Annotated in this window: 27 protein-coding genes; 19 read left to right on the top strand and 8 right to left on the bottom strand. The window is 41.7% G+C overall.

Going from position 1 to position 26,335, the window contains the following annotated elements; genetic code table 11:
• Window positions 1-81 precede the first annotated feature (81 nt).
• On the top strand, window positions 82-579 hold the full coding sequence (locus RMY64_RS04150) for a DUF427 domain-containing protein (RefSeq protein ID WP_322673553.1): 498 nt from the start codon (window positions 82-84) through the stop codon (window positions 577-579).
• A gap of 162 nt (window positions 580-741) precedes the next feature.
• Here RMY64_RS04150 and RMY64_RS04145 read toward each other — a convergent pair whose 3' ends face one another.
• Entirely contained in the window at window positions 742-1,734 is a 993-nt protein-coding gene (locus RMY64_RS04145; protein WP_322673526.1) for a metal ABC transporter solute-binding protein, Zn/Mn family, read from the bottom strand.
• Between the two features lie 772 nt (window positions 1,735-2,506).
• Between RMY64_RS04145 and RMY64_RS04140 the strand changes: the two genes are divergently transcribed.
• The 6 genes from RMY64_RS04140 (at window position 2,507) to RMY64_RS04115 (ending at window position 7,486) form a co-directional block, all read left to right on the top strand.
• On the top strand, window positions 2,507-2,842 hold the full coding sequence (locus RMY64_RS04140) for a hypothetical protein (protein ID WP_322673525.1): 336 nt from the start codon (window positions 2,507-2,509) through the stop codon (window positions 2,840-2,842).
• Between the two features lie 324 nt (window positions 2,843-3,166).
• Window positions 3,167-3,517 (top strand): YtxH domain-containing protein, encoded by a 351-nt coding sequence (locus tag RMY64_RS04135; RefSeq protein WP_099101749.1) that lies wholly within the window; start codon window positions 3,167-3,169, stop codon window positions 3,515-3,517.
• An 11-nt stretch (window positions 3,518-3,528) separates the two neighbouring features.
• Window positions 3,529-4,068, top strand: coding sequence for a DUF948 domain-containing protein (locus RMY64_RS04130; protein ID WP_322673524.1), 540 nt, complete (start codon window positions 3,529-3,531; stop codon window positions 4,066-4,068).
• A gap of 349 nt (window positions 4,069-4,417) precedes the next feature.
• A complete protein-coding gene (locus tag RMY64_RS04125) occupies window positions 4,418-5,227 on the top strand; it encodes a TPM domain-containing protein (RefSeq protein ID WP_322673523.1) in 810 nt (269 codons plus the stop codon).
• A 109-nt stretch (window positions 5,228-5,336) separates the two neighbouring features.
• The gene (locus RMY64_RS04120) at window positions 5,337-5,966 is read left to right on the top strand and encodes a precorrin-8X methylmutase (protein ID WP_322673522.1); all 630 of its coding nucleotides are present in this window, start codon (window positions 5,337-5,339) and stop codon (window positions 5,964-5,966) included.
• A gap of 104 nt (window positions 5,967-6,070) precedes the next feature.
• Window positions 6,071-7,486 (top strand): right-handed parallel beta-helix repeat-containing protein, encoded by a 1,416-nt coding sequence (locus tag RMY64_RS04115; RefSeq protein WP_322673521.1) that lies wholly within the window; start codon window positions 6,071-6,073, stop codon window positions 7,484-7,486.
• A gap of 184 nt (window positions 7,487-7,670) precedes the next feature.
• Here the strand turns inward: RMY64_RS04115 and RMY64_RS04110 are convergent, their stop codons facing one another.
• From RMY64_RS04110 to RMY64_RS04090, 5 genes are all read right to left on the bottom strand, one after another.
• The gene (locus RMY64_RS04110; protein WP_322673520.1) at window positions 7,671-8,357 is read right to left on the bottom strand and encodes a phosphate ABC transporter permease; all 687 of its coding nucleotides are present in this window, start codon (window positions 8,355-8,357) and stop codon (window positions 7,671-7,673) included.
• 32 nt (window positions 8,358-8,389) lie between these two features.
• Window positions 8,390-9,226, bottom strand: coding sequence for a 4-hydroxy-tetrahydrodipicolinate reductase (gene dapB / locus RMY64_RS04105; protein ID WP_322673519.1), 837 nt, complete (start codon window positions 9,224-9,226; stop codon window positions 8,390-8,392).
• A gap of 580 nt (window positions 9,227-9,806) precedes the next feature.
• Window positions 9,807-10,442, bottom strand: a complete 636-nt coding sequence (locus RMY64_RS04100; RefSeq protein WP_322673518.1) for a hypothetical protein — start codon at window positions 10,440-10,442, stop codon at window positions 9,807-9,809.
• A complete protein-coding gene (gene panB / locus RMY64_RS04095; RefSeq protein ID WP_322673517.1) occupies window positions 10,439-11,209 on the bottom strand; it encodes a 3-methyl-2-oxobutanoate hydroxymethyltransferase in 771 nt (256 codons plus the stop codon). Before panB ends, RMY64_RS04100 begins: the two co-directional genes overlap by 4 nt.
• A gap of 94 nt (window positions 11,210-11,303) precedes the next feature.
• Window positions 11,304-12,410: a ligand-binding sensor domain-containing protein gene (locus RMY64_RS04090; RefSeq protein ID WP_322673516.1), complete on the bottom strand. Its 1,107-nt coding sequence runs from the start codon at window positions 12,408-12,410 to the stop codon at window positions 11,304-11,306.
• Window positions 12,411-13,279: 869 nt separating this feature from the next.
• Here RMY64_RS04090 and RMY64_RS04085 point away from each other — a divergent pair.
• The 5 genes from RMY64_RS04085 (at window position 13,280) to RMY64_RS04065 (ending at window position 17,409) form a co-directional block, all read left to right on the top strand.
• Window positions 13,280-14,710 (top strand): form I ribulose bisphosphate carboxylase large subunit, encoded by a 1,431-nt coding sequence (locus RMY64_RS04085; RefSeq protein ID WP_322673515.1) that lies wholly within the window; start codon window positions 13,280-13,282, stop codon window positions 14,708-14,710.
• Window positions 14,711-14,970: 260 nt separating this feature from the next.
• Window positions 14,971-15,378: a RuBisCO chaperone RbcX gene (rcbX, locus tag RMY64_RS04080; RefSeq protein ID WP_322673514.1), complete on the top strand. Its 408-nt coding sequence runs from the start codon at window positions 14,971-14,973 to the stop codon at window positions 15,376-15,378.
• 45 nt (window positions 15,379-15,423) lie between these two features.
• A complete protein-coding gene (locus tag RMY64_RS04075; RefSeq protein ID WP_069072884.1) occupies window positions 15,424-15,753 on the top strand; it encodes a ribulose bisphosphate carboxylase small subunit in 330 nt (109 codons plus the stop codon).
• A gap of 405 nt (window positions 15,754-16,158) precedes the next feature.
• Entirely contained in the window at window positions 16,159-16,704 is a 546-nt protein-coding gene (gene psbP, locus RMY64_RS04070; protein ID WP_322673513.1) for a photosystem II reaction center PsbP, read from the top strand.
• Window positions 16,705-16,812: 108 nt separating this feature from the next.
• Window positions 16,813-17,409, top strand: a complete 597-nt coding sequence (locus RMY64_RS04065; RefSeq protein ID WP_322699376.1) for a nucleoside triphosphate pyrophosphatase — start codon at window positions 16,813-16,815, stop codon at window positions 17,407-17,409.
• A 98-nt stretch (window positions 17,410-17,507) separates the two neighbouring features.
• Here the strand turns inward: RMY64_RS04065 and RMY64_RS04060 are convergent, their stop codons facing one another.
• Window positions 17,508-17,735, bottom strand: a complete 228-nt coding sequence (locus RMY64_RS04060) for a hypothetical protein (RefSeq protein ID WP_322699375.1) — start codon at window positions 17,733-17,735, stop codon at window positions 17,508-17,510.
• 201 nt (window positions 17,736-17,936) lie between these two features.
• On the opposite strand from RMY64_RS04060, the gene RMY64_RS04055 reads away from it, so the two are divergent.
• The 4 genes from RMY64_RS04055 (at window position 17,937) to RMY64_RS04040 (ending at window position 23,053) form a co-directional block, all read left to right on the top strand.
• Window positions 17,937-18,674: a phycocyanobilin:ferredoxin oxidoreductase gene (locus tag RMY64_RS04055; RefSeq protein WP_322673510.1), complete on the top strand. Its 738-nt coding sequence runs from the start codon at window positions 17,937-17,939 to the stop codon at window positions 18,672-18,674.
• Window positions 18,675-19,514: 840 nt separating this feature from the next.
• Complete coding sequence (locus tag RMY64_RS04050; RefSeq protein WP_322673509.1) at window positions 19,515-20,939, top strand: HlyD family efflux transporter periplasmic adaptor subunit; 1,425 nt, start codon at window positions 19,515-19,517, stop codon at window positions 20,937-20,939.
• 123 nt (window positions 20,940-21,062) lie between these two features.
• On the top strand, window positions 21,063-22,217 hold the full coding sequence (gene devC, locus RMY64_RS04045; RefSeq protein ID WP_322699434.1) for an ABC transporter permease DevC: 1,155 nt from the start codon (window positions 21,063-21,065) through the stop codon (window positions 22,215-22,217).
• Between the two features lie 128 nt (window positions 22,218-22,345).
• Entirely contained in the window at window positions 22,346-23,053 is a 708-nt protein-coding gene (locus RMY64_RS04040; RefSeq protein WP_322660100.1) for a DevA family ABC transporter ATP-binding protein, read from the top strand.
• Between the two features lie 73 nt (window positions 23,054-23,126).
• Here the strand turns inward: RMY64_RS04040 and RMY64_RS04035 are convergent, their stop codons facing one another.
• Window positions 23,127-23,951 (bottom strand): hypothetical protein, encoded by an 825-nt coding sequence (locus RMY64_RS04035; protein WP_322699374.1) that lies wholly within the window; start codon window positions 23,949-23,951, stop codon window positions 23,127-23,129.
• Window positions 23,952-24,055: 104 nt separating this feature from the next.
• On the opposite strand from RMY64_RS04035, the gene RMY64_RS04030 reads away from it, so the two are divergent.
• The 3 genes from RMY64_RS04030 to RMY64_RS04020 all read left to right on the top strand — a co-directional run bounded on the left by RMY64_RS04030 (window position 24,056) and on the right by RMY64_RS04020 (window position 26,193).
• A complete protein-coding gene (locus RMY64_RS04030) occupies window positions 24,056-24,853 on the top strand; it encodes an HAD family hydrolase (RefSeq protein ID WP_322699373.1) in 798 nt (265 codons plus the stop codon).
• Window positions 24,854-24,903: 50 nt separating this feature from the next.
• Entirely contained in the window at window positions 24,904-25,665 is a 762-nt protein-coding gene (locus RMY64_RS04025; protein ID WP_322699372.1) for a Uma2 family endonuclease, read from the top strand.
• A 360-nt stretch (window positions 25,666-26,025) separates the two neighbouring features.
• Window positions 26,026-26,193, top strand: coding sequence for a hypothetical protein (locus RMY64_RS04020; protein ID WP_322699371.1), 168 nt, complete (start codon window positions 26,026-26,028; stop codon window positions 26,191-26,193).
• Window positions 26,194-26,335: the final 142 nt, after the last annotated feature.

Genomic DNA, 26,335 nt, shown 5'->3' with positions numbered 1-26,335 from the left:
CTTCACAAGGAGAGTTGCTGCTTTACTAACTACATTAGTACTAAGTAATTTTTCCTCTCTCAGCACTCAATACTCTTGATGATGGTTAATTTTCAACGCATCGAACCCGCTCCCGGACAAGAATCAGTTTGGGATTACCCCCGTCCTCCTCTTTTGGAGGACACAACCAAACATATCCAAATAATCTTTAATGGAGTAGTAATTGTAGATACTCACAGCGCCAAACGTGTTTTAGAAACTAGTCATCCTCCTTCTTACTACATTCCCCCAGCGGATATCAAAATGGAATATCTACAGATGACTCCGCAATCTAGCTTTTGTGAGTGGAAAGGAAGTGCTGGTTACTACACAATCCGAGTTGGTGATAAACAAGTCCATAATGCTGCTTGGTTCTACCCCAAACCCACACCAGCCTTTGAATCTATGAAGGACTATGTAGCTTTTTATGCTCATTTAATGGATAAATGCTACGTTAATGACGAAGAGGTTCAACCACAACCAGGTAACTTCTATGGCGGTTGGATAACCAGTGATATTGTTGGGCCATTTAAAGGCGCTCCTGGTACTTGGGGATGGTGAGTCAATTTTGGATTTTGGATTTTGGACTTGTCGTGAGGTTCAGTCTAACGATTTTAAATTTTAAATAATAAAATCTATCAATGTAGGTTGGGTTGAACGGCAGTTCAACCCAACTTACTACTAATAAACTGAGTTTTTCGGATTACTAAATTGATGTTCTGGCTACCTAGAAGCTTTTCTTTCAAACATCAAATACGTGCCTCCTAATCCTTCCACAATTGTGCGTGTATTGGCAATCATCATTTTCTGATAAGTGTCTGCGTCGCTTCCTGGTTCACCAAGTCCCTCAGCATACAGCTTTCTGTCAGAAATGTTCACTTCAGCTTCTGTGGCTACAGATTGAATCAAATTAGGATTAATTTCCACTTCAGCAAAAATTGTTGATACTTTAGCCCGTTTGATGTTTGTAGCTAACTTATTGACTCGTTCGGTTGTCAGCTTTTCTTTAGTACTAATACTTTGCAATCCTCCTGTCAATGAAATACGGTATGCTTTGGCGTAATAACTCAGTGCATCAGAGGTTGTAACCAACTTACGTTCTTTGGTAGGAATACTGGCAATTCTTGACTTAATCCAGCTATCTAGTTGAGTGAGTTCATTGGTAATTTTTTTAGTATTACTGCTATAAGCCTCTGCATCACTAGATTGTAATTTTCTCAAATTACTATTAATTACCTCCACCATTCTGATAGCATTTTTGGTATTGTGCCAAATATGAGGATCGCTTACATTCTTACCATCTACCTGAAATTTTTGTGGCTTAGGTACTGCCAGTTGAGCGACGGCTATTTTTGGTGTAGGGTTTTTAGTCGCTTTAATTAACTCGATCAGATTTGGTTCCAAATTGTAACCATTATAAAGAATAAGATTAGCTTGTTCAATGGCTTTACGATCTTCCGGTTTTGGTTTATAAAATTGGGGGTTGGTAGAAGGGGAAATTAAGCAGGTGAGGTTAACTGTATTTCCAGCAACCTGCCTGGTTAAGTCACACAGTACGCTTGTAGTCGCTACAACTTGGGGAAGATTCTCATTTATCTGGGTGTTAGTCTGAGTGAATGTAGTTCTTACAGCTTGATTTCCACACCCAACAAATCCAATTGTCAAAGCAGCAAGAATAGTTGGGAAGAAATTATTCAATGGTGATTTTTTTGACATCCTCAACTCCTACTGGATGTATAAAAAAAGATAATCATTATTGGTAAAGTATTAGTAAAATACCAAGGGAAAGTCTTCAGCGGGGAAGAGATTAAGGGCTGAGGGGAAAGCCTTCGGCAAAGAAAGGGGTAAAGGTTAAGGGAAGAGGAATTAATAGACTTTCTCCTTTATCACTTATCTGTTTCCCAAGTCCACACCCAGCAATTTTTGGTTGGCGATCCACTAGTGAGGTTTTTACAGGCAAAATATTAGTTAACTGCACACGACAGACTGGAAAACTGGTAAAGGTAGGAGCACAATAATAAAGGCAATGCTGGGGAGTCTCCAAGGAGTGTAGTGTAGTTCTCTCACCATCTGTTGAAGGGTCTATACCATTGTGCTTACATCCCACAAAGCTCGCAAATTGACTAGGATTATCAGGTTAAGGAGTGGGAAGTAGTAATGATGGGGCTTATGGAGCATACGGGTTGATTTCGCAAACCGAGTTGTGAATCTAAGGCAATTGTAGCTGTGGTTTTGCGAGGTGTGGACATATCATTGTTACAAAATTGGCAAATTGGCGATTTTTTAGCTATCAGCCTTTGTTACACTAATTTTCACGTAGTCAAGTCTTTCAATATCGCTTAGAGCATCATCTAACTACTTTTTATTGCCAGAATTCAGGATGTACTTGGTGCCATAAATTTTATCCTTTAGTTTCTTCATCATTAAATAAGAGCGAAATCAAGTATATAGAACAATTCCTCAAAGCTAATATTGGTCAAGATAAACAATGGTAATTTTAGTTGTCATAATTAACACCCTGATTTCACTGGTACTACTCTATGTGGCTTGGCGGGTGTGGCAACTTAAGCAGCAGTTAGCATATATAGCAGATAGGTTAACCGCCTATGAAAGTTGTACCAATGCAGCACTGAATAAAGCACCCGAAAATATTTATCTCAGCCAACAGAATATTTATAACTTACGGCAGAGAAATCAAGCACTACAAATACAAATTCAACAAGTGCGGCAAATTATCAGTCTACTTTTGCTAGGACGGCAAATCTGGCAGCGTTATTTTCTGAAGCTAGAGTTAATATCTCGGAAAAGAACAGTTGCAAAATGAGTTATGTCAGGTTCACACGAACATTTATTGAAAGCGGCGGGAAACTCTATCCCGCAAGTGGCGTGGAGAGGGATAGCCGCCCCGCCGCTTGGGGCATTGGGCATTGGGCATTGAAGACTCTTCCCCATGCCCCATGCCCAAAAACTCCATCCCGCAAGTGGTGTGGAGTTTTAAATTATAAGTAATTAATAGTTTTGATATTAATGAATAAAAGCAACATTTCTGGCTGATATTTTGTCACCATAGATTAACTGAATAAAATCGGTTGAGTCTTACAAGGAGAGAAAACCCACCTAAAATGGGTGTAAGGAGAGAAACAATAACATGTCTAATAACCGTTCTGGAGTATTTTTTGGCGGTTTGATGCTGGGAGCTACAATCGGTGCTTTGACTGGTTTACTCGTGGCTCCACGCACAGGGCGCGAAACGCGTAAAATTTTGAAAAAATCTGCTAATGCTATCCCAGAATTGGCAGAAGATTTATCAATGAGTGTGCAAATTCAGGCAGATCGTCTCTCTGCTAGTGCACTGCGAAACTGGGATGAGACTTTAGATCGATTACGGGAAGCGATCGCAGCAGGTGTAGATGCCAGCCAGCGAGAAAGCCAAGTCTTGAAGCGACAAACATCTGTTGAAGACTCAGATTCGCTTCCCCAGCCATTAGAACGCTCATAAATGACATAACCGTGATTGAACCCCTGTTTTGGTTGGGACTTTCCTTACTTTTAGTCGCTACAAGCTTGACTGCGGTTTTAGTGGCGGCGATACCGGCTTTGCAGGAGTTAGCACGCGCGGCTCGCAGTGCAGAAAAGCTATTTGATACTCTCTCGCGGGAGTTACCACCCACTCTAGAAGCTATCCGCGTGACTGGCTTAGAAATCACTGACTTAACTGATGATGTCAGTGAGGGCGTAAAAAGTGCTAGTCAAGTCGCGAAGCAAGTTGACCAAAGTCTTGATACTGCAAGAAAACAGGCTCAAAATCTGCAAGTAGGTACGCGCAGCATTTTTATTGGCGCGAAAGCTGCTTGGAAAAACTTCACGCGCCAAAAACCCGTAAGGCGGACGAGCGATCGCTTACCAACCAATGAAAAACCACCTCTAACGTTGCGAGAACGAGAAGTGTTAAGGCAAGAAAATCGCCGAATCAAAGCAGAAGTGTACCGCGCTAATGACGGTTATAACGATGCCACTAGCTGGGAAAACAATTTTGATGACGAAGATTGAATTAGGGCATAGGGCATAGGGCATAGGGCATTGGGCATTGGTATTTGAAAACTTTTTCCTAGTCCCTAGAGCGTGTTTTCAAACCCCAAATTAGACTTAATTGTAGGTTGGGTTTTGTTCCTCAACCCAACATTGACATTGTTTTGTTGGGTTGCTCTTCCCTACAGGGACACTACGCGAACGGTTAACCGAATCTACGTTTCCTGCCCCATGCCCAATACTCAAAAACCTTTTGCTTTGATCCCCTAGATTAGAGTAAAGTAAACAAGTGTAAAGGACTATCATTTTTCTAGTACTCTTTTAAAACAACTTGTTCGCTTTTACCGTTAATATTTGTATAAAAACGTCCATGCAATCTTGTTTTTGGCGACGAATTCTAGTATCTATTGCAGTATTTTTCCTGGCTGGGTCAATTTGGGTGATGCATTCTCCCCCAGCATTGGCTTATGACAATCCTGAGTTACTTCCTGACACCTTTACCCCAGTTGTAGATTTAGCTAAATCTCTGCCTGTACTGCAAGAAGAAAAGCTTGTCAAAGATTTAGAGCAGTTTGAAGCCGACACGGGCTGGAAATTGCGAGTCTTAACCCAATATGACCGCACCCCAGGTCGCGCGGTGATCAAATATTGGGGTTTGGATGACAAAAGTATTCTACTCGTTGCCGATTCTCGCGGCGGTAACATCCTCAGTTTTAGCGTCGGCGATGCTGTTTATAAACTTTTACCCCGGACTTTTTGGATAGAACTGCAAACTCGCTTCGGTAATTTGTATTTTGTCCGCGAGCAAGGCGAAGACCAAGCCATTCTCCAAGCCTTAGAATCGGTTAAAGGCTGTTTGCTCAAAGGGGGTTGCAATGTTGTCCCCGGATTACCACGAGAGCAGTGGATTCTCACCTTGATTACCTCAGTTATTGGTGGGGTGATTTGTGGGTTTGCAGCTCAACCCCGCCAAAAAGGACAAGTTTTTGCTTGGCAATGGGCTTTAATTTTCTCACCTTTATGGGGAATCTTGTTTATTGCCTTCGGCATTGGGCCAGTTGTGACACGTACAAGCGACTGGTTGCCTTTAGTTCGCAATATCTCTGGGTTTCTCATTGGCGTCTTGGTTGCCTACCTATCTCCTATTTTCAGCCGGTCTTCTTCTAGTAATGAGTTATGAGTGAGTAGTTAGGAATGAGTAGTTTAATTAACTTATAACTCTTAACTCCTAACTCTTAACTCTCTGAAGCTGATAAGCTGAAAGCTAATATTTGAGAAGCTCAACAAAAATGGAATGGCACGTAACTGATGCTCAAAGTTTAGCAATCATTGATAGTGAAATTGGCGATCATGTCTTTTCACCCGCAGAGTATGAGATTGTGCGTCGGGTAATCTACGCCACGGCTGACTTTGAGTATAAGTCTTTGATTCGCTTTTCTGAGCGTGCCTTGCAAGCTGGAGCAGCAGCGCTAGCCGCACGTACCACGATTGTGGTAGATGTCCCGATGGTACAAGTAGGTATTGCCTACGATATTCAAAATACCTTTGCGAATCCAGTGTATTGCAGCATGGAAGCTCTCACACGCCCTCAAAAAGAAAAGACTCGCGCAGCGTGGGGAATAGAAACCTTAGCAAAGCGTTATCCAGAGGGAATTTTTGTGGTGGGTCAAGCACAAACGGCCCTGACTGCACTGCTGGATTTAATTGAACTTGAGGAAATTAGACCTGCTTTAACGATCGCAACTCCAGTGGGATTTGTAAATGTTGATGAAGCTAAGGAGCGTTTACAAGACTCTCTAGTACCTCACATTATAATTGACGGCCGCAAAGGAAATGCAGTTGTAGCAGCTGCGATCGTTGATGGGTTGGTAGACTTAGCTTGGCAAGCTTATGGACAAGATGGAAATCGGGGGAGCTAGGAAAGTCGACTCTATTATTATATTTTGTATCCAAAAGAGTATTCATCAATCATTGAATATCCTGATATTTTTCTGAAGTCGTGCCGTTCAAGGAGCCTTTTCTTGTGGTAATTCAAGGTTTCAATTTAAGTGCATATCTTACAATTCCTGTGGTATTAAGTCTTTTGGCTGATGGAGAGGGAATAAAAGTATCTTTAGTTAAAAACGTTCGTCAGGTATCTACTAACAAGGAAATTATTTTATCCAACCGTCAGCTAATCAGTATTAGGGCAACTCCAAAAACATACTATGTTAGTGGTGTTGGAAATGACACAAATAGCGGACTCTCTATTTCATCCGCCTTTAGAACAATTCAAAAGGCAGCAAATCTGACTAACCCTGGCGATACAGTATTGATTATGAACGGAGTGTACACAAATTTAAGAAAAGCTGGTAGTGCAGTAAGTATTAGACGTTCTGGAACTGCAAATGCATGGATTAAGTATAAAGCATATCCCGGTCATTTCCCAAAAATTCAGCACAATACATGGAACGGTATCTCGATTTCAAATGGAGCTTCATATATCGAGATAAATGGGCTGGAGGTAATAGGAAATAATGCCAATATAACCCTTGATTATGCGATGAGTCAGAAGACTAACAAACAAAACCCGCTAACAAATGGAAACTGCATCAGTGTGGATGGACGAACAAATGGTCATAGTCACCATATACGTATTGTCAACAACAAAGTACATAAGTGTGGAGGAGCAGGCATTTCCGCTATTCAATCGGACTATGTGACAATAGATAATAACGAAGTGTTCGATAATGCCTGGTATAGCGTTTATGGTAACAGTGGCATTTCAATTTTGAATAGTTGGAACTCTGACAATAAGCGGGGATACAAGATGTTTGTTACTAACAACAAAACCTACAACAATCGTATGTACATCCCTTGGATTGCAGTCGGAAAGATCACAGACGGTAATGGTATTATTATCGATAGTTCTAGAAACGATCAAAATAACTCCAAATTGGATGCATATAAAGGATACACTTTAGTTCAAAATAATCTTGCATTTAATAATGGTGGATCGGGTATTCATGCATTTTTAAGCGAGCATGTTGATATTGTAAATAACACAGCTGTTTTAAATAATCAAAGTCCAGAACTTAATGGCGGGCAAATATTTGCTTATACATCATCTGATGTCAGAATTCTTAGGAACATTCTTTATGCTTTCCCTGGAAAAAATATTAATAATAAGACTAAAAATAAAAACGCTGTTTATGATTATAATATTTACATGAATAGCTCTAAAATAAATGTTAAAGGGCCTCACGATATTGTTGCAGGCTCACAATTTTTAAGCAAGTATCCCACTCTAAAAAAAATATCTGGCAATTGGAAATCGCGGTTAGATAGACAAAATCCGCCGACACGGCCTTATGTAGAATCTAAGTCGGCAGGTTTTGCCTGTGGGACAGTGACTTATCGCTTGCAAGGAAAACTCATCAAAGTGGGATGCTCTCGTTAGCAATCAGGCAGGAAAGATTTATCCCGAATTTAAATGCTCTAACCTCTTGGACAACCATTGAGAATTTTTGCGGTTGAGAGCAACCTGCCGAGATATTGGCGATATTTAGCTCGTAATCTCGTAATTATTAAATGATTTGAACCCTACATAGATGCAAGGTGTAGGTCGTCTAGTAATCACTTCTTCAATCCTCTACTCTACGACGCCGCCGACGCGGCTTTTGTTGTTGGTCTTCACGCAAGCGACGACCGACTTCGTTAAAGAAATCCCGACGCAGATAAGGATAATCGCTAACCCACAGGTCACGATTGGGAAAGTATATATCGCTAAATTCATCAATACTGCTCAAATCTGGGCGATTTGACATCACTACCATTTCTGCAATTTGACCGCGAGTAATAACTTTGTGGGCAGGACGTAATGGCGCTACAAACTCAATGCTAAATCCTGTGTCATCACCTACCTCTAAATTTATCTGTTTTTCTCGGTTTTCTACAATCACCAATTCGCCTTTGTTGTTGACTGTTTCGGTTTTACCTATCAACTGGTCTGTAATCCACCAATCTAGGACTCGACCACGGAAAAAGCCGCCGTACTTATAACGACGGCATTGTAAATTCCGCATACTTGCTTGAAACACTGGATACCACAGCCAAAAAAAAGCGCTAATTACCCCTAGTACAAATACTATTGAAGCAAACTCAAGCTTGAAAATAACTGTTACAAGCAAAATAACAACTACCGCAACTACAGAAATTAACAGCCGTTGCAAAAAATTTGAGAATTTCCCCCAGTAGTACTTGTACTGCAAACCAGTGGCAATTAGGGGGACAACTTGTTCAAATTTCTGGCGAGTCAGTGGTACTAACATGAGTGCTAAGTAATGAATGCCCAATAGTGAGTTTAAAGTATCTTTTCTAATCCATATACTAACGACTTTAGCGCTAAGACTTTGCGAATCGCTAGTAGCACTCCTGGCATATAACAAGCGCGATCGCTCGTATCATGTCGTAAAGTATAAATCTGTCCTGCTGCGCCAAAAATCACCTCCTGGTGGGCAATCAATCCCGGCAAGCGGACGCTATGAATTCTAATTCCTTCATCTGCGATACTACCCCTGGCTCCTGGTAATTTCTCCGTTTCTTCTACAACAGCAGAATTAAAAGTTTTACCCAATTCTCCTAATAACTGCGCTGTTTGAATGGCAGTACCGCTCGGAGCATCAGCTTTTTGGTTGTGATGCAGTTCGATAATTTCCACATGGTCAAAATATTTTGAGGCTGCGATCGCAGCTTGTTGCAACAGTACCATGCCAATGGAAAAATTAGGAATAATTAGACAACCAGTGCTAGCTTTGTCGGCAAAATCTGCCAAGTCTTGAATTTGTTCTGGACTTAACCCAGTAGTGCCGACTACAGGACGAATACCGTAAGCGATCGCACTGCGAATATTGTCATAAACTGAATCGGGATGGGTAAAGTCTACAATCACCCCTGGAGGAGACTGTCTGTCACCAGCCACATATCCCAACATCGGTTCTAATTGATTGGTAATTGGCACTTCCAGAGGTTCGCTTAAACCCGCCAACTCCCCGGCATCTTTATCTTGATGTTCTAAACTGTAGTCAATTGCACCCACTAGGTTTAAATCAGGCGCTTGTGCCACCGCCTTAACCACTTCACGGCCCATTTTGCCAGCAGCACCGTTGACAATAACCGGGATAGGAGCTTGATTCGTCATAGGTCGAGAAATACTTTTTGAGTCAACAAAGGAATTGTAAAGACTTTCGCGATCTAGTAGCTAGCTTCTCAAATCTCTGGCTTAATTCCACCTACCCTGAATTGTGCAACTAATCGCTTAGTTTTTCTACTCCCCAAAACATCGGTTCTCGCTTTCATTGCACTATCCACCCAGTAACCCGTTTTATTTGCCGATCGTACTGTTTTGATAAGTATTCCTTATAAATTATATTAGCCTTTGTTTGTCAAGTCTAATTGACCATTTGTAATATTATTGTTATATTTATTTACATAGCTTAGTAAAGCCCTAGAGTAAGCTGCATAGCTAAAATTGCACCTTGTCTATTACCTATATAGTTTTGGTTGCATTGGGTGTTAACTAAGAAAAACAGACTTCGGTTTTGCAATATCCCATCGACATTTGGACTTCTCCCATTTACCTCGGCTATCAAGTCGGGGTTTTTTATGTTCTCGATAGCCCTTTGTTTAACTTTTATTTATTAGTTATTGTTGATTTAATCATTTAGGTTGCGGTACTACTGCGCATATTAAAGGATTTAAAAGTACTTAGGCAGCAAGACTCAGGGCAATTTCTCCCAAAGTGAAATCCAAATATTGAGTTCCTCGTTTGGAAAAAAATCTTTACTATTAGATAAATATTTAATGATTCTTAAACGACTCTTAATCAACCTTAATTTTCTGAAATCTTCCAGTTCGCTATCAAACTTTTTTTGAGTTTCTTCTGGATTATTGGCTGCTAAAGCTTTTCTCCAATCTGCTGCTTTAATTAATGCTTCTTGGTAGGAAATGTGTAAATTATCGAAAAACCAATTAATAATTAAATGTATATCGAGAACTGGATTTCCTGGAATAGCACCAAATTTTAGGATCATGTAAGCTCGTAATAGCATTAAAGAATCTAGATATCGTTCAGAAAAACTAGGATTATTTTCAGCTAAAAATTCGTAAACTGAAGTTGCTATCTCTGCCCAAGCAAGGCTCTTTGAATGAGATTCATTAGATTGTTCATCGGCTAGTTCTTGAGCATTGAAAGTAGAGATTTGAGCCAAACCAAGCCAGTTAAATTTTTCTGGTAATTGCTGTTGCTCTGCCCAAACCATTCTCAACCAAGTTTGTATATGCTCTGCATCTTGTTGAAGTAGAACTCTTAAGAAATTTGTTGCTTCAGTTTCAGCCATAGTTAATGATGAAGTCAAGGAAACTTCCGCTCTCGCACTTCTGCGGCATAATCTTGCACGGCTTTGGTAATCGTCTCGCGCAAATTCGTGTAAACTTTGGCGAATGGTGGATGCTTTTGGGCAAGTCCAAGGACATCTGAAGTAACTAAAACTTGTCCATCACAGTGAATTCCCGCACCGATACCAATTGTGGGAATACTTAATTTTTGTGAAATCTGCATTGCTAAATCTGCGGGGATATGCTCCAACACTAAAGAAAATACACCTGCTTGTTCCAGAGCGATCGCTTCAAGTAAAATCCTCTCACTGGCTTCTTGTGTTTTACCTTGTTGTCGCAAACCCAGTTGATGTATCGATTGTGGTGTCAAACCCACATGACCCATTACCGGAATTCCGGCTTCTACTAAACGAGCCACAGTTTCGGCCATTGCTGGATAGCCACCTTCTAATTTTACCGCTTGAGCGCCCGTTTCCTTTAGTACCCGCCCAGCTGAGTGCATCGCTTGTTGGAGACTTTCTTGATACGTCAAAAAAGGTAAATCTACAACTACTAATGCCCGTTTAACCCCACGACGCACAGCTTTGGCGTGATATATAATCTCATCCAAAGTTATCGGCAGTGTTGTTTCATACCCAAGAACTACTGCCATAGAATCACCCACAAGGATTAAGTCTACACCAGCTGCGTCCAGGAGTTGAGCGATCGCATAATCCCAGGCAGTCAACGCCACAATTGAACGTCCCTGTTGTTTCCATTGAATTAATTGCTGGGTAGTGATTGCCATTGCCAATTTTAGATTTTAGATTTTAGATTTTGGATTTTTTGTCCTTTGTCTTCTGTCCTTAGCAAATGACTAATGACAAAGGACAAATGACTAATCATTTAACGGCGCGACTGAAAGCAATATGGGGTTTTGCACTGTCCGTTTTGGGCATTAACCACGCTAGACCTTCACTAGTACCAATCCATAATTTATTGCCGATGTCAGGTGCAAGGGTAAGAACCCGACTAGAAGGAAGTCCAGCAACTTCTGAGTCTAATACAGCTCCTGTATTTGGATTTAATCGTAACAAACCATTATTAGTCCCGACCCAGACACTACCATCTTTCGCAAAACGTACTGCTGTCACGTCACGCCCACGCAGACGAGTTACAGACCGCAACACTGCACCAGTTTTTGGGTTAATAACTAGCAAATTATTCGGCATTCCCGCCCAAATTAACCCTTCTGGACTAATAGCTAAAGCTTGTACAGTTGTCCCTGGTAAATCGGCTATTCGCTTCATAACCACAGCACTAGCAGTATTTACCCGTACCAATCCATCCAGAGTACCAACCCACAATTGACCTTCAGCATCTAAAGTCAGGGCATTAGCACTGACACCAGGCAGATTTTTTAATGTTGTCATAATCAAGCCTTGGTCGGGACTAATGAGAGCTAAACCGCTATCGGTTCCAGTCCACAAATAACCCCGTTTGTCAAGTAACAGTGACAACACGCGTTTAGAAGGCAAAAATAAATTTTGCGCGGTGATTTCGTTAGTGCGGGGGTCAACTCGAACTAGTCCCTCATAACTTCCTACCCACAAACGTCCTACTTTGTCTTGGGCTAAAGCACCAATGGCAACATTCGGTAAGCTAACACGAGAAATAATCTTGCCGGTTTTAGGATCGATCCGCGATAATCCCCGCCAAGAACCTACCCAAAGATTACCTGTAACATCTCCCAATAAATTACCAACACGATAATCAGTTTTTGGCGAATTTTCTTCAACTCCCCGCTCATTAGGCAAAGATTCTACTCGCGGTGGCGGTGCGGAAGCTGGGTAAGCGGGGGTTACATCAGATGAATTAATGTCAGGGGTTTTTTGCGCCCATCCCATATTTGGCAAAGCTATCAACCCCAGCAAGATAGAAGTAATTAATAAACTAGTACGCTTGTAAAACAATACCACGGTGACATTTCCTTTGGAGACAGTACCCATAGCATTTACCTAAACTGGCTTTGGGTTAATTTCAGTGTTCCCCTAGCTGGGATTTTTTAAACATTGGGGATTGGGGATTGGGGATTGGGGACTGGGGACTGGGGACTGGGGACTGGGGATTGGGGACTGGGGATTGGGGATTGGGGACTGGGGACTGGGAACTAGGAAATAAATATTTAGGAATACTTTCTCATTACCCAATACCCAGTCCCCGGATATCATTAATGACATTTTGTAAAGTATTTGTAACAAAAAGTTTAAATTTTTATGTAATAACAAAATTAAATAGATAAGTTAAAAACTTTCAAAGAATAACTTATCGAATTCTTGATATATTGTGAAACAAGTTACAAATTACGTGGTGTGCAATTCTTTTATCTTTTGCTCACCACTCTGCTAAATCTCTGTCAAGTAAATTCTTTTCTGGTGTCTTTTCCATCAAAGGGAAAGATATAAGGAGTGTAAAGGCGGGAATGTGTGCCAGCCAGCCCAATCCCCTAAATACCCGAATTTATGGGGGAATTATCTAAATCAAGCCGCAAAGTGCGGAAGTTTTGGTGAAATTGAGAAGAGAAGGTTTAGTTGGGTGCGAAGAAGAGGTAAAAAAGAATTTTGATTTTTAGCAAGAGGGAACAGTAGAAGCGCTAGGTCGTGTACCCCTAGAAGGGGAAAACACTGGTGAGGAGGGCTACCACCGCTATCCATTGTGTCCGCCGCAAAAAAACTGCTAACCTTTGCCAAAGGCAACTCCTAACAAAAAATTTTTCCGATCTTCCCCTCGCTCAAGGGGGGCAAGAGCGGGGTGAGGGGAAGTTGCACAAAACGTGATTTGATAATTAAAAAGAGTGATTTCAGGGAAGGATAAAATTATGTCTTACGCTCAAACGAAGACTCAGAGCAAATCTGGGTATCAAGCCGGGGTTAAAGATTACAGACTAACTTATTACACACCGGATTACACACCAAAAGATACCGATCTTCTAGCTGCGTTCCGTATGACACCTCAGCCTGGTGTTCCTCCCGAAGAAGCAGGTGCGGCTGTTGCGGCTGAATCCTCCACAGGTACTTGGACAACTGTGTGGACAGATTTGCTCACCGACCTCGATCGCTACAAAGGTCGTTGCTACGACATCGAACCAGTTCGGGGCGAAGACAACCAGTACATTTGTTACGTTGCCTATCCTTTGGACTTATTTGAAGAAGGCTCTGTAACCAACGTATTAACCTCAATTGTCGGTAACGTATTTGGTTTCAAAGCGCTACGGGCACTGCGTCTAGAAGACATCCGTTTCCCAGTAGCTTACATCAAGACCTTCCAAGGGCCTCCTCACGGTATCCAAGTTGAGCGCGATAAGTTAAACAAATACGGTCGTCCTTTGTTGGGTTGTACCATTAAGCCCAAATTGGGTCTTTCCGCTAAGAACTACGGACGCGCTGTATACGAGTGCTTACGCGGTGGTTTGGACTTCACCAAAGACGACGAAAACATTAACTCCGCACCATTCCAAAGATGGCGCGATCGCTTCTTGTTCGTCGCTGAAGCTATCAACAAATCTCAAGCAGAAACCGGTGAAATTAAAGGTCACTACCTAAACGTCACCGCTCCTACCTGTGAAGAAATGCTGAAGCGGGCTGAGTACGCTAAAGAACTCAAAATGCCCATCATCATGCATGACTACCTCACCGCAGGTTTCACCGCCAACACTACATTGGCTCGTTGGTGCCGCGATAACGGTATCTTGCTGCACATTCACCGTGCTATGCACGCTGTAATTGACCGTCAAAAGAACCACGGTATTCACTTCCGTGTATTGGCTAAAGCTCTACGTTTGTCTGGTGGTGACCACATCCACACTGGTACAGTAGTTGGTAAATTAGAAGGTGAACGCGGCATCACAATGGGCTTCGTTGACCTGTTGCGTGAAAACTACATTGAGCAAGACAAGTCTCGTGGTATTTACTTTACCCAAGACTGGGCTTCTCTACCTGGTGTAATGGCAGTTGCTTCTGGTGGTATCCACGTATGGCACATGCCCGCGCTAGTAGAAATCTTTGGTGATGACTCCGTACTACAATTCGGTGGTGGTACTCTGGGACACCCTTGGGGTAACGCTCCTGGTGCAACCGCTAACCGCGTCGCCTTAGAAGCCGTTGTTCAAGCTCGTAACGAAGGCCGCAACTTGGCTCGTGAAGGTAACGATATCATCCGCGAAGCTGCCAAGTGGTCTCCTGAACTGGCTGCTGCTTGCGAACTGTGGAAAGAAATCAAGTTCGAGTTTGAAGCAATGGATACCGTCTGATCTGGGTTAACAGTTAAGAGTTAAGAGTTAGAAGTAAAGACGCGACGCCAGTCGCTACAACGGTAAGGCAGCGCGGTTTTGGGGGCTTCCCCCATGAGCGGCTGCCTTGGAAACCCTCTTTTGGATGTCACCAGTTGCCTACAGCGCTGGATTCACCGCAACGCGCTGGCTCATTAATCGCGTCTGTACAAGAGTTAGGATTTGCATTAATTCATAACTCGTAACTCATAACTCATAACTCTTCAGGGCTGGGGTCAAGCATGAATCTTAAGCAAATTGCGAAGGACACAGCCAAAACTCTCCAAAGCTATCTGACTTATCAGGCTCTAAGGACAGTATTGGCACAGCTAGGTGAAACTAATCCGCCATTAGAACTTTGGTTGCATAACTTTTCGTCTGGCAAAATTCAAAATGGTGAGTCATTCATTGAGCAACTGTTGCGAGAAAAACCAGATTTGGCTTTGCGAATCATGACTGTCAGAGAACATATTGCGGAAGAAATTGCAGAATTTTTACCGGAAATGGTTCGCACTGGCATTCAGCAAGCCAATATGGAGCAGCGTCGCCAGCATTTAGAACGCATCACACTAATAGACACATCTAACCCCAGTCTGCAACCAGAACAGCAAACACCTTCAGATCGGGATTTGGATAACTTATCCAATTAGTTCGGTCAATCTACTAGTAAAAATCGCAACCCATTATCAAAAGCTATGCAAACTTTACCAAAAGAGCGTCGTTACGAAACCCTTTCTTATCTTCCCCCTCTGTCTGATGCTCAAATCGCTAAACAAGTCCAGTACATCTTGAATCAAGGTTACATTCCTGCGATCGAGTTTAACGAAACTTCTGAGCCAACAGAATTATATTGGACAATGTGGAAGTTGCCTTTGTTCGGTGCTAAATCTACTCAAGAAGTATTGAGCGAAGTTCAAGGATGCCGTTCTCAATTTAACAACAGCTATATCCGTGTTGTGGGTTTTGACAACATCAAGCAGTGCCAAGTTCTCAGCTTTCTTGTTCACAAACCCAACAGATACTAAGTCTAGTCAGTTGGAATTAATCATGGGATAGTTCAAGTCATTTGTTTGTCCCTGTATAGGAGAGGTAGAATTATCTGCCTCTCCTTTTTTTTCAAACAGAATTCAGGAGTCAGGCGATCCGCGAAGCGCAGTCAAGGTGAGCCAGGATTCAGTTGGGAATTCTGTAAACTGACGGATAGCGTAGCGTAAAGCCTTCTCCTGTCGGAGATGCTTTTCTACCAGAAGCGTCTTGATGACTACTGAATTTTGACTTTTGAATTCTTCTTCAAAATTAGACGTTAGGGAACATAAGCATTTATACTTCACCATCTAATACATTATCCGAAGCGTCCCGGTTGGTGGGAGAATAAAGACGAGAAATGATGCAAGCCTTGTGTTATCTCCAGCCCAAAGGAATCTGTAGAAATGTGGAAACGAATTGTATTAATTTTGCTATTGGTGTTGAGCTTCAGTCTGAGTAATTCGGATGTTGCGGCTGCGGCTGGACTCAAAAGCTTTGTAGACAGTGGTGATGGCTATCAGTTTTTATATCCTAACGGCTGGCTGCCAGTTAAAGTTGCCGATGGGCCAGATGTGGTTTTCCACGATTTGATTGAGGTGTCTGAAAATGTTTCGGTTGTGATTAGCCCAGTTCCTGAAGGCAAAACTTTGTCAGAATTGGGAACCCCAACAGAAGTAGGATACAAATTAGGAAAAGCAGCTCTTGCGCCTCCTGATTCTGGTCGTTCGGCTGAATTAGTCAATGCTGCCCAGCGAGAAGTAGACGGTAAAACATACTACCTTTTAGAGTATGAGGTTAAACTCCCCAATCAACAGGAACGACACAACATCGCCAGCGTTGCTGTGAGCCGTGGTAAACTTTTTACCTTCAACGCCTCAATTCCTGAAAAACGCTGGCAAAAAGTTAAACGAATGATTGATGAGGTTGTTAATTCTTTTTCTGTTTATTAATTAGGGAGTAGGAAATAGGGAATGGGGAATTGGGAATGGGGAATAAGAAAGAAACTTAATTACAATGCCCAATGCCCAATGCCCAATTAATAATTTTTCTAAAATCTCATGAAAATTCCACCTTTTGTACTTGCTTCAGCTTCTCCAGCCCGACGCCGCTTACTGCAAACTGTTGGTATTGAACCAATAGTTCAACCTAGTGACTTTGATGAGTCGCAAATTGAACTAAGTGAACCAGCAGAATTGGTCAAAACTCTTGCCCAGTATAAAGCGGAAACTGTAGCCCCACAGTTTCAATCAGCTTTGGTTATTGGTTGTGATTCAGTTTTGTCCATCAATGGTGAAATTTACGGCAAACCGGCAGACTTCTCTGAAGCGATCGCTCGTTGGCAGATAATGCAAGGTAACTTTGGCGACTTGTACACAGGTCACGCCTTAATTGACAATCAGCAAAACCGTACTTTAGTCAAGTCACAAGTTACAAGAGTTTACTTTGCTCAAATGAGCGAGAAGGCAATTAAAGCTTATGTTGCTACAGGTGAACCGCTCAAGTGTGCTGGTGCTTTTGCCATTGAAGGTTTTGGAAGTTTCTTCGTGGAAAAAATTGAAGGCTGCCACAGCAATGTAATTGGACTTAGTTTACCCCTGCTGCGGCAGATGCTAAGTGAATTGGGATACGATGTCACTGATTTCTGGCAGCAATAGTCATTTGTCATTTGTCATTTGTCATTTGTCATTTGTCCAAAGTGAATAACCAATACCCAGTATCCAATGCCCTGTGCCCAATGCCCAATGACCTATAACTAATAACTAAATTGCCTGATATTGAGTATTGCTTCGCCATGATCTGGAATCCAGACTAGCCATTCATCTGCTGAAACCGGACACAATAAAAGTGCTTCGTCAAAACTAAAGGGGTTGGGAAGTTGCAAAAGGTTTACCCAAGTAGAAGCTCTTAACTGCTGCAAACCTTCCAGATTCTGTCTTTTTGGTTGCACAGCAAAATCTGGTCTACGAGAATCTAGTTTCATAGCTTTCTATTAGCCTTTACGAATGGGCTAATCCAAAATTAATTCTGTAACCTAGACTACAAAATAAATAATCCTTCTGAAAAGTATCTGTCTTATAAATTTACGTTGGCTGGGTGTAAGTGTTTGCTTATATTGCAGACCACAACAGGTATGGCACGACAGGTTGTAGACTGGCCACTAGATCGCATTCCCAACTAGAATATGTCATTTACTTCTATGCCCTCGCTGCGTGAGCAACAACATCCCCTAATTCGTCAGCTAGCTGATTGTATTGAGGCAGCTTGGCATCAGCACCTGGATTTATCCCCTTACCATTTGCCTAATGAGTTGGGGTATGTGGAAGGTAGACTAGAAGGCGAAAAACTGACGATTGAAAACCGTTGCTATCAAACGCCCCAGTTTCGGAAAATGCACTTGGAACTGGCAAAAATCGGAAATATGCTGGATATTTTGCACTGCGTCATGTTTCCTCGCCCAGAATACAACCTGCCGATGTTTGGTTGTGATTTAGTTGGGGGTAGAGGTCAAATTAGTGCAGCGATCGCAGACCTTTCTCCTATTCAAGCAGAACGCACCTTACCAGAATCTTATACTTCGGCGCTGACACAGCTAACAGTGCTTAACTTTTCCCAACCCCGTGAATTACCAGAATGGGGAAATATTTTTTCTGATTTTTGCATCTTTGTCCGCCCCAGTTCCCCTGAAGAAGAAACAATGTTTCTCTCGCGGGTGCGAGAATTTTTAGACATTCATTGCATCCAAGCGATCGCGTCACATCCTGTTTCAGTTGAACAAGTCACCCAAAATCTTGCCGGACAACACAACTACTGCACTAAACAGCAGCAAAACGATAAAACCCGCCGCGTACTTGAAAAAGCCTTTGGCCCAGCTTGGGCAGAAAATTATATGACCACAGTTTTATTCGACCTGCCAACTTAATCATCTCCTCCATCACCCTCATCTCTCCCATCTGTAGGCTCTGCTACGTTTTCAGCTAATGGATAAATGTAGAATTCATTCAACGAGAGTTTTATGGAGTTCCAAAACAGCAACAAGGAGAATAGTAAGGTCTTTGAAGCGAATATCACAAAATGGTTTGTTGTCTTGGTAGGTGCAAACAACTAGAGACAGCTAACTCATTGACCAGAAAGTTAAGGAAACTCTGATGTGATGTTAGGAATGCTCAAATTGACAGACATTTTTTAGTTAGTTAATCGTTGATTGACTTAAGGAAGACTAACTTTTTTAGCAAGATTGTGTCCAACAAAGGCAACAGTCTATTTTTGATATTTCTTTTCAATTTTGTGACCAACTATAGCCGTAGTAAATGTAGCAGTAAAGTAGCGCATCATACCAATTTAGAATTTTTTATAGAGACCTGATATATCGCGTCTCTATATCTAAATTCATACTGCTTGTGAATTCAGCTAACTTCCATTGCACTCATGTCTCAATAATACTCAAAGTTATTAAATAGTCAGCTACTATAGCGTTTCTCAGTTTCAATACAGACCTAACCCCGCGCCCTAGTAAGCGCCTCCAAGCCTCTCTCGTTTTAAAAGAGAGGTTTGGAGAGAGCAAAGTGTATTGCATACATAATGAGCGGCTATAGAAAACACCATTTTGTAAAGCCATAGTGTTGAACGTTCATCACACAATGGATTTTTAAGCCATACCCAGCTTGAAACCACTGTTGTTTGTCCTAACAGCTGGCTGTTGATTAAAAACCTTTTTATTTTTACTTCCATCAGCACAATTCAGGTAAATGGGCAACATACTATGTCAAGGGTGACTGAAAAGCCGAAACCAAGTGAACAGACACTAAATCATGAACAACCTAAGATTTGGTGGGGTATCGCTGTAGCCGTGCCAGTAGTAATCGCTGCTGGGATACTAGGTACGGCCAAAATCGAGCAGTTAAGAAAACTAACTACATCCGCACCCGTAATGCCATCTACCAATAGCATTAGTGCTGTAGGGCGTTTGGAACCGCGAGGCGAAGTTGTTAAATTGTCCGCCCCATCATCAGGATTAGCGCCATCGTCACGAATTCAGCAACTTCTAGTGAGAGAGGGCGAACGGGTAAAGCAAGGTCAAATTGTGGCAATTTTGGACAACCGCGATACCCAAGTAGCCGGACTACAAGAGGCAAAAGCGAAAGTCCAAGAAGCCAGTGCGAATTTAGCGCAAGTCAGGGCTGGCTCTCCAAGAGATATTCAAGCTCAAAGAGCAGTTATTGCTCGCCTACAAGCGCAGTTAATTGGGGAAAGGAATGCAGGGCAAGCAACGATCGCGCGGATTGCAGCTCAGTTAAGTGGTGATAAACTTGTCCAACAAGCAACCGTGAATCGCCTAGAAGCTGAACTCAGTGGGCAAAGAGATGCTCTCAGAGCAACGCTTGCACGTATTCAAGCCGAACAGCGCAATGCTCAAGTCGATGCCGGACGCTATGATTATTTATACAAAGAAGGTGCTATTTCTCAGCAAGAGCGGGACAGAAGACGCTTGAGTGCAGTAACTTCTAATCAACAGGTGGCTGAAAGCCAAGCTACCCTAAAGCAGACATTGGCAACTTTGCGACAGCAACTTGCCGAAGCCAGAGCTACCCAAATACAAAATTTAGCAACTTTGCAACAGCAGTTAATCGAAGCCAGAGTTAATCGTGATAAAACTTTAGCAACTTTGCAAAGACAAATCGATGAAGAAAAGGCCAAACTAAGCAGAATTTTAGATGTTAGTCCTACCGATGTGCAAGTAGCGCAAGCCCAAGTTAGCAATGCGATCGCAAATGTCAGAAAAGCTGAAGCAGAACTGAGGTTAAGCTACGTTCAAGCACCAATCGCTGGAGAAATTTTAAAGGTTTACGCCAAATCAGGCGAAGCGATCGGCGCAAATGGCATTGCTGAACTTGGCCAAACTAACCAAATGTTTGTAATTGCTGAAGTCGCTGAAGACAGCATTGGTAAAGTGCGTCTTGGTCAAAATGCTACTATCACCAGTGATAACGGCGCATTTAACGGTGAATTAAAAGGAACTGTCACTGAAATTGGCAGAAAAATTGGTAAAAAAGATGTACTGAATACAGATCCAGCCGCAGATGTGGATGCCAGAGTAGTAGAAGTTAAAATTGCTCTGTCTCCAGAAGATAGCCAAAAAGTTTCTGGTTTAACTTACGCCAAAGTTCTTGTGGATATTAATAACTAATTAAGTTATAGGTGAGCAGCAATACCAATGTACAACTTGATATTTTGGATTGAAAATGCTCTTAATTACGAATTACGAATTACGAATTACGAATTATCTGAACTCTGCTTGGATGCCTATAAAATGAATCAAAAAATACCTCTGTCATGGCTACAACTGACAAGGGAAAAAACTCGTCTAGCTGTGGCGTTAGCAGGAATTGCTTTTGCCGATATTTTAATGTTTATGCAACTCGGCTTTCGAGATGCTCTGTATTATAGTAACGTTAGATTCCATAACAGTTTGCAAGGCGATATTGTTTTAATTAATAGTCAATCTAACGCTATATTGGCGATGAGAAGCTTTTCTCAGCGACGGTTATATAAAGCTTTAGAATTACCCGCAGTTCAATCTGTACATCCGATCTATTTGGACTTTACAATCTGGAAAAATCCTGTAACCGGGCGTCCTCGGAGTATCCTAATTTTTGGAATGAACCCAGAAACTAACCTAGTTAATTTACCTGGAGTTCAGGAAAATTTAGATAAACTTAAACTACCTGATGTAGTTCTCTTTGACCGTTCTTCTAGGGTAGAGTATGGGCCGATCGCTGCTAATTATGACCAAGGAAAGACTGTAATAGCAGAAGTACGAAGGCGGCGAATTAAAGTAGAAGGGCTATTTACGTTAGGTGCATCATTTGGTGCAGATGGTAATTTAATTACAAGCGATCTCAACTTTTTCCGAATATTCAGCAATCGTCAAAAAGGATTAATTGATATTGGGCTAATTAGATTAAAACCGGGAGCCGATGCTAATGTTGTTGCCCAACAATTACGAAAGTATTTACCTAATGAAGTGAATGTTTTAACTAAACAAGAATTTATTGATTTTGAGCGGAGTTACTGGGCGAATAGTACAGCTATTGGCTTTATTTTCACATTAGGGACTGTCATGGGTTTCATTGTGGGGACTGTGATTGTTTATCAAATTCTTTACACAGAAGTTGCAGATCACTTAGCTGAGTACGCTACCCTCAAGGCAATAGGTTACACACAAAACTATTTATTGACAGTAATTCTTCAAGAAGCTTTATTATTAGCAGTTCTAGGCTATTTTCCTGGAATAGTTTTTGCCTTATTTATGTATAGCAGCGCCAGAAATGCAACACTTTTACCAGTTTTTATGAGTTTTGAGCGAGCTGTAATGGTATTGATTTTGACTATGCTGATGTGCATTATTTCTGGTGCGATCGCAGTTAGAAAATTACGCTCTGCCGATCCAGCAGATATCTTTTAATTAATACAATGTTAATTAAAAAATATGAATAATAATTTTGGCTTATGATAAAAAACAAGCAAATTTAATTTCTGAAAGTCCCTACAGTTAAAGTTTGGAACTACTAATTTATAAATAACAAAAATATCATGGAAAAAGAACCTGTAATCGCCATTAAAAATCTTAATCACTTCTATGGCAAAGGCGCACTGAGAAAACAGATATTATTTGATATCAACCTAGACATTTATCCAGGTGAGATTGTGATTATGACCGGGCCATCGGGTTCAGGTAAAACAACATTACTGAGCTTAATTGGTGGTTTGCGGTCTGTACAAGAAGGAAGTTTAAAATTTTTAGGTGAAGAACTTATTGGCGTCAGTCAAAACAAATTAGTGCAGATGCGACGCAACATTGGTTATATTTTCCAAGCTCACAATTTACTAGGGTTCTTGACAGCCAAGCAAAATGTGCAAATGGCAGTGGAATTGAACGATAATATTTCTCAAACAGAAGCAGTGGCTAAATCAAAAGCTATGCTGGGGTCTGTCGGTCTAGAAGAACGAGTTGATTACTACCCAGACAATCTTTCTGGTGGACAAAAACAAAGAATTGCGATCGCCCGCGCCTTGGTGAATCGTCCTCCCTTGGTGCTAGCAGACGAACCAACAGCAGCATTAGACAAACAATCAGGACGCGATGTCGTGGAAATAATGCAGAGTCTAGCCAAAAATCAGGGAACTACAATCTTGTTAGTTACGCACGACAACCGCATTTTAGACATAGCCGATCGCATCGTCGAAATGGAAGATGGTCTTTTAACCCGTAATTCCCCCAATACAGTTATTCAGTCATGATTTTTAGTCATTAGTCATTTGTCCTTTGTGAATGACCAATGACTAATGACCAATGACTAATGACAGCCATAATTTATTGTCTAGCCGAGCCTGATTTTTTAATTCCGGGTGACTTTGGTGGAGTTGGAGTATTTGGTTGGCGACTAGTACGGAAAGTCACATTCACCCCTTCATTCGATTGTTCTAGCACTAGTAGAGGCGTAGGTTTAGCCTTTTGATCCCAATGCATAGTAGCAATCCGACCTTGAATTATTGGTTGCCAACTATCTTCGTCTTCTATCGGGCTTAGGTAAGTTTCTATACAATCAATAATTTGACTAATAGTCGCAGAAGTTGCTTGCGTCGGTAACTTCATTAACTTGATTTGAATCCGAAACAGCACCCGTTTAGCAGAATTCCCCGGACTACCAGTCTCATACTCGACATCAAAAATTTCATCTACTTGCCGTCCAGCACTATTAGCAATTCCAACCGATCCTTGTTGGGCTTGACTTGGACGCAGGGCTTGAGAAATTTTTTCTTTGATCTGAATCTTTATTTGATTAAGAATTGCAAAATGAAACACCTCCTCTGACATCCGCATTCGCAGATAATCCAGGTTAAAATCCCGTGAGTTCACCAAATCGGGATTAGTTTCCATTTTGCGAATTGTTTCCAGCGCCAGCTTAAACTTTTTCTCTAGTTCTCGCGCGCGGAATTGTTCAAACTTAAGTTTTTTCTCCAGCCTATCCTTCTGGAGTTTAATATACACAATCAAAGCAATCACCACTAAAGCCAGTCCTCCAGAAGTTACCAACAATAATGGTGGTATTTGAGGATTACTTGCTGGTACTTCCTGGGATGCCTTTTTAGTAGCCTTTTTCCCAGAGGATTGGGCAAGAAACATTGAAGTGGACATGGTGGGAAACTGAAAAACTTGACTCCTGATGTTTAGGATGCCCAAATCTTCAAGGTCATCTTGCTGTATGATTAATATTTTTTACAGCATTTTACAAACCGTATATGTCCAGACATTTGAGCCTCGCTCCCCTATCTGAGGTTTCATCTACAAGCTTGAGCAAGATTCGTCTGATAGCCACAGATATGGATGGCACCCTGACTAGACGAGGAAAATTTACTCCCGTACTGCTACAAGCTTTAGAGGATTTAGCCGCAGCTGACATTCAAGTGCTAATTGTCACCGGACGTTCTGCTGGGTGGGTAAGTGGATTGAGTAGTTTGATGCCAGTGGCAGGTGCGATGGCAGAAAATGGCGGTTTGTACTTTCCACCTGGAAATCAGAAACCAATAGTCTTAACACCCATTCCTGATTTAGCTCAACATCGCCAGCACTTGGCTATGACTTTTGAGAATTTACAAACTAAATTTCCCCAAATCCAAGAATCTGCTGATAATCGCTTTCGCATCACCGACTGGACTTTTGATGTAGCTGGTTTGCGTGAAGACGAACTACAAACCCTAGATAATCTCTGTCAACAAATGGGTTGGGGATTTACCTATAGCAACGTGCAGTGTCACATTAAACCCCAAGGACAAGATAAAGCTGTGGGATTGTTGCAAGTATTGCGCGAATATTTGCCCCAGTATTCATCAGAACAAATTGTCACTGTCGGCGATAGTCCTAATGATGAAAGTTTATTCGATCGACGTTATTTTCCTGTTTCTGTAGGCGTGGCAAACGTGTTGGAATATGCAGATAAATTGCAACATCAGCCGGCTTATATGACCGCAGCTGCCGAAGGGGAAGGATTTTGTGAGTTATCTAGTTATATTTTGAAAAGCTTGCACATCTCAACTTAGAGAGAAGTAGAGTTGTTCTACAATAATCTTGTAGCACTGATTTTACAACCATGACGGCTACTTTACCTGCTAGTGTCGAATCAGAAATCTTCTACCCCAGTGCTGATGGTCAACCAGTGGCAGAAACTTACGACCACCTTTATGCCTTACTAACTACCTTAGAAGTCCTGAAACAGTATTTGGCAAATCGTCAGGCAACAGTATTAGGAAATCAATTCCTTTACTATGCACAGGGCTTTCCTAAGTTGCGGGTAGCCCCAGATGTGATGGTGATTTTTGATGTTGCACCCGGTGGTCGAGACAACTATAAAATTTGGGAAGAGGGTCAAGTACCCAGAGTTATTTTTGAAATGACATCCTTTGGTACTAAGGGACAAGACGAAATCTTCAAAAAGACCCTCTATGAGCAGTTGGGTGTCAAGGAATACTGGCTATTTGATCCTAAAGGCGAGTGGGTGGAACAACAGCTACGTGGTTATCGTCTGCGGGGAGAAATCTACGAACCTATAGAGGATGGACGCAGTGAACCATTACAACTGCGTTTGGTGATTGAGGGAAGGCTAATTGGGTTTTATCGAGAAGATACTGGGGAAAAATTACTCATCCCTAATGAACTGGCAGAGGCTTTGGGGCAGGAAGTTTTAGCAAGGCAGCAGGCAGAAGAACTGGTAGAACAGGAACGCCAACGAGCAGAACAAGAACGCCAACGAGCAGAACAAGAACGCCAACGAGCAGAACAAGCAGAATTGCAGATAGAACAGTTAAAGGCAAGGTTGCGATCGCTCAATATAGACTCCGATACTATTCAGTAATATACAGGGTGTAATTCTAGAAGTTGCTGTAGCTACAGGACTTGTTACAAACAAGTAGACAATTTGTTACCTGTGTCTTTGCCACATTTATTACCTGAGACAGAATACAATAGATGAATCTCTAACGCGTTTCAATCTAGTAAGTCTCAACAATACTGATTTTATTGAGAAGACTGTTTTATACAGTCATTCCCAAGCAAAACTGAATCAAAGGATAAATAAACCGCCAGCCCTCTAAGCACCCAGAGACGCTAAGAGATTAACAGATACTTCAAGCACAGGTTAGCGTTTTATTTCCTACTTCCACTAGAAAGTCCAAGATCAATAAGAATTTACCTTTAAATACTGAGGTATAAAATTATGCAAGAAATTGAAAGATTCTTTGGCAACTTGTTCAGTGGCATAATCAACCGCTTTAAGTATTCTGCGATGGACGCTGCCGATCGCAAAATGAGAGAAACTATCGACGACCAGATTGAACAACGGCGGCAAAAACCTAAACCCGAAGATCGAGAAGACCGCGAGTAGACCTTTAAAATAGCAAGATTTTCATTGATAGTGCTGCCCGATTGTTGAGTAAGCAGCACTATTTCCTTGACCTCACTCGGTCAAGCAACTACAACTCTTCAGAATATGTTAACCTAGTATGGTTAACTAATCTCGCACATCT

This window comes from Nostoc sp. DedQUE08 (assembly GCF_034530895.1).
Classification (GTDB): domain Bacteria; phylum Cyanobacteriota; class Cyanobacteriia; order Cyanobacteriales; family Nostocaceae; genus Nostoc.
The sequence above is the reverse complement of the archived record's forward strand: the minus strand, read 5'-3'. Positions and strand labels throughout refer to the sequence as shown.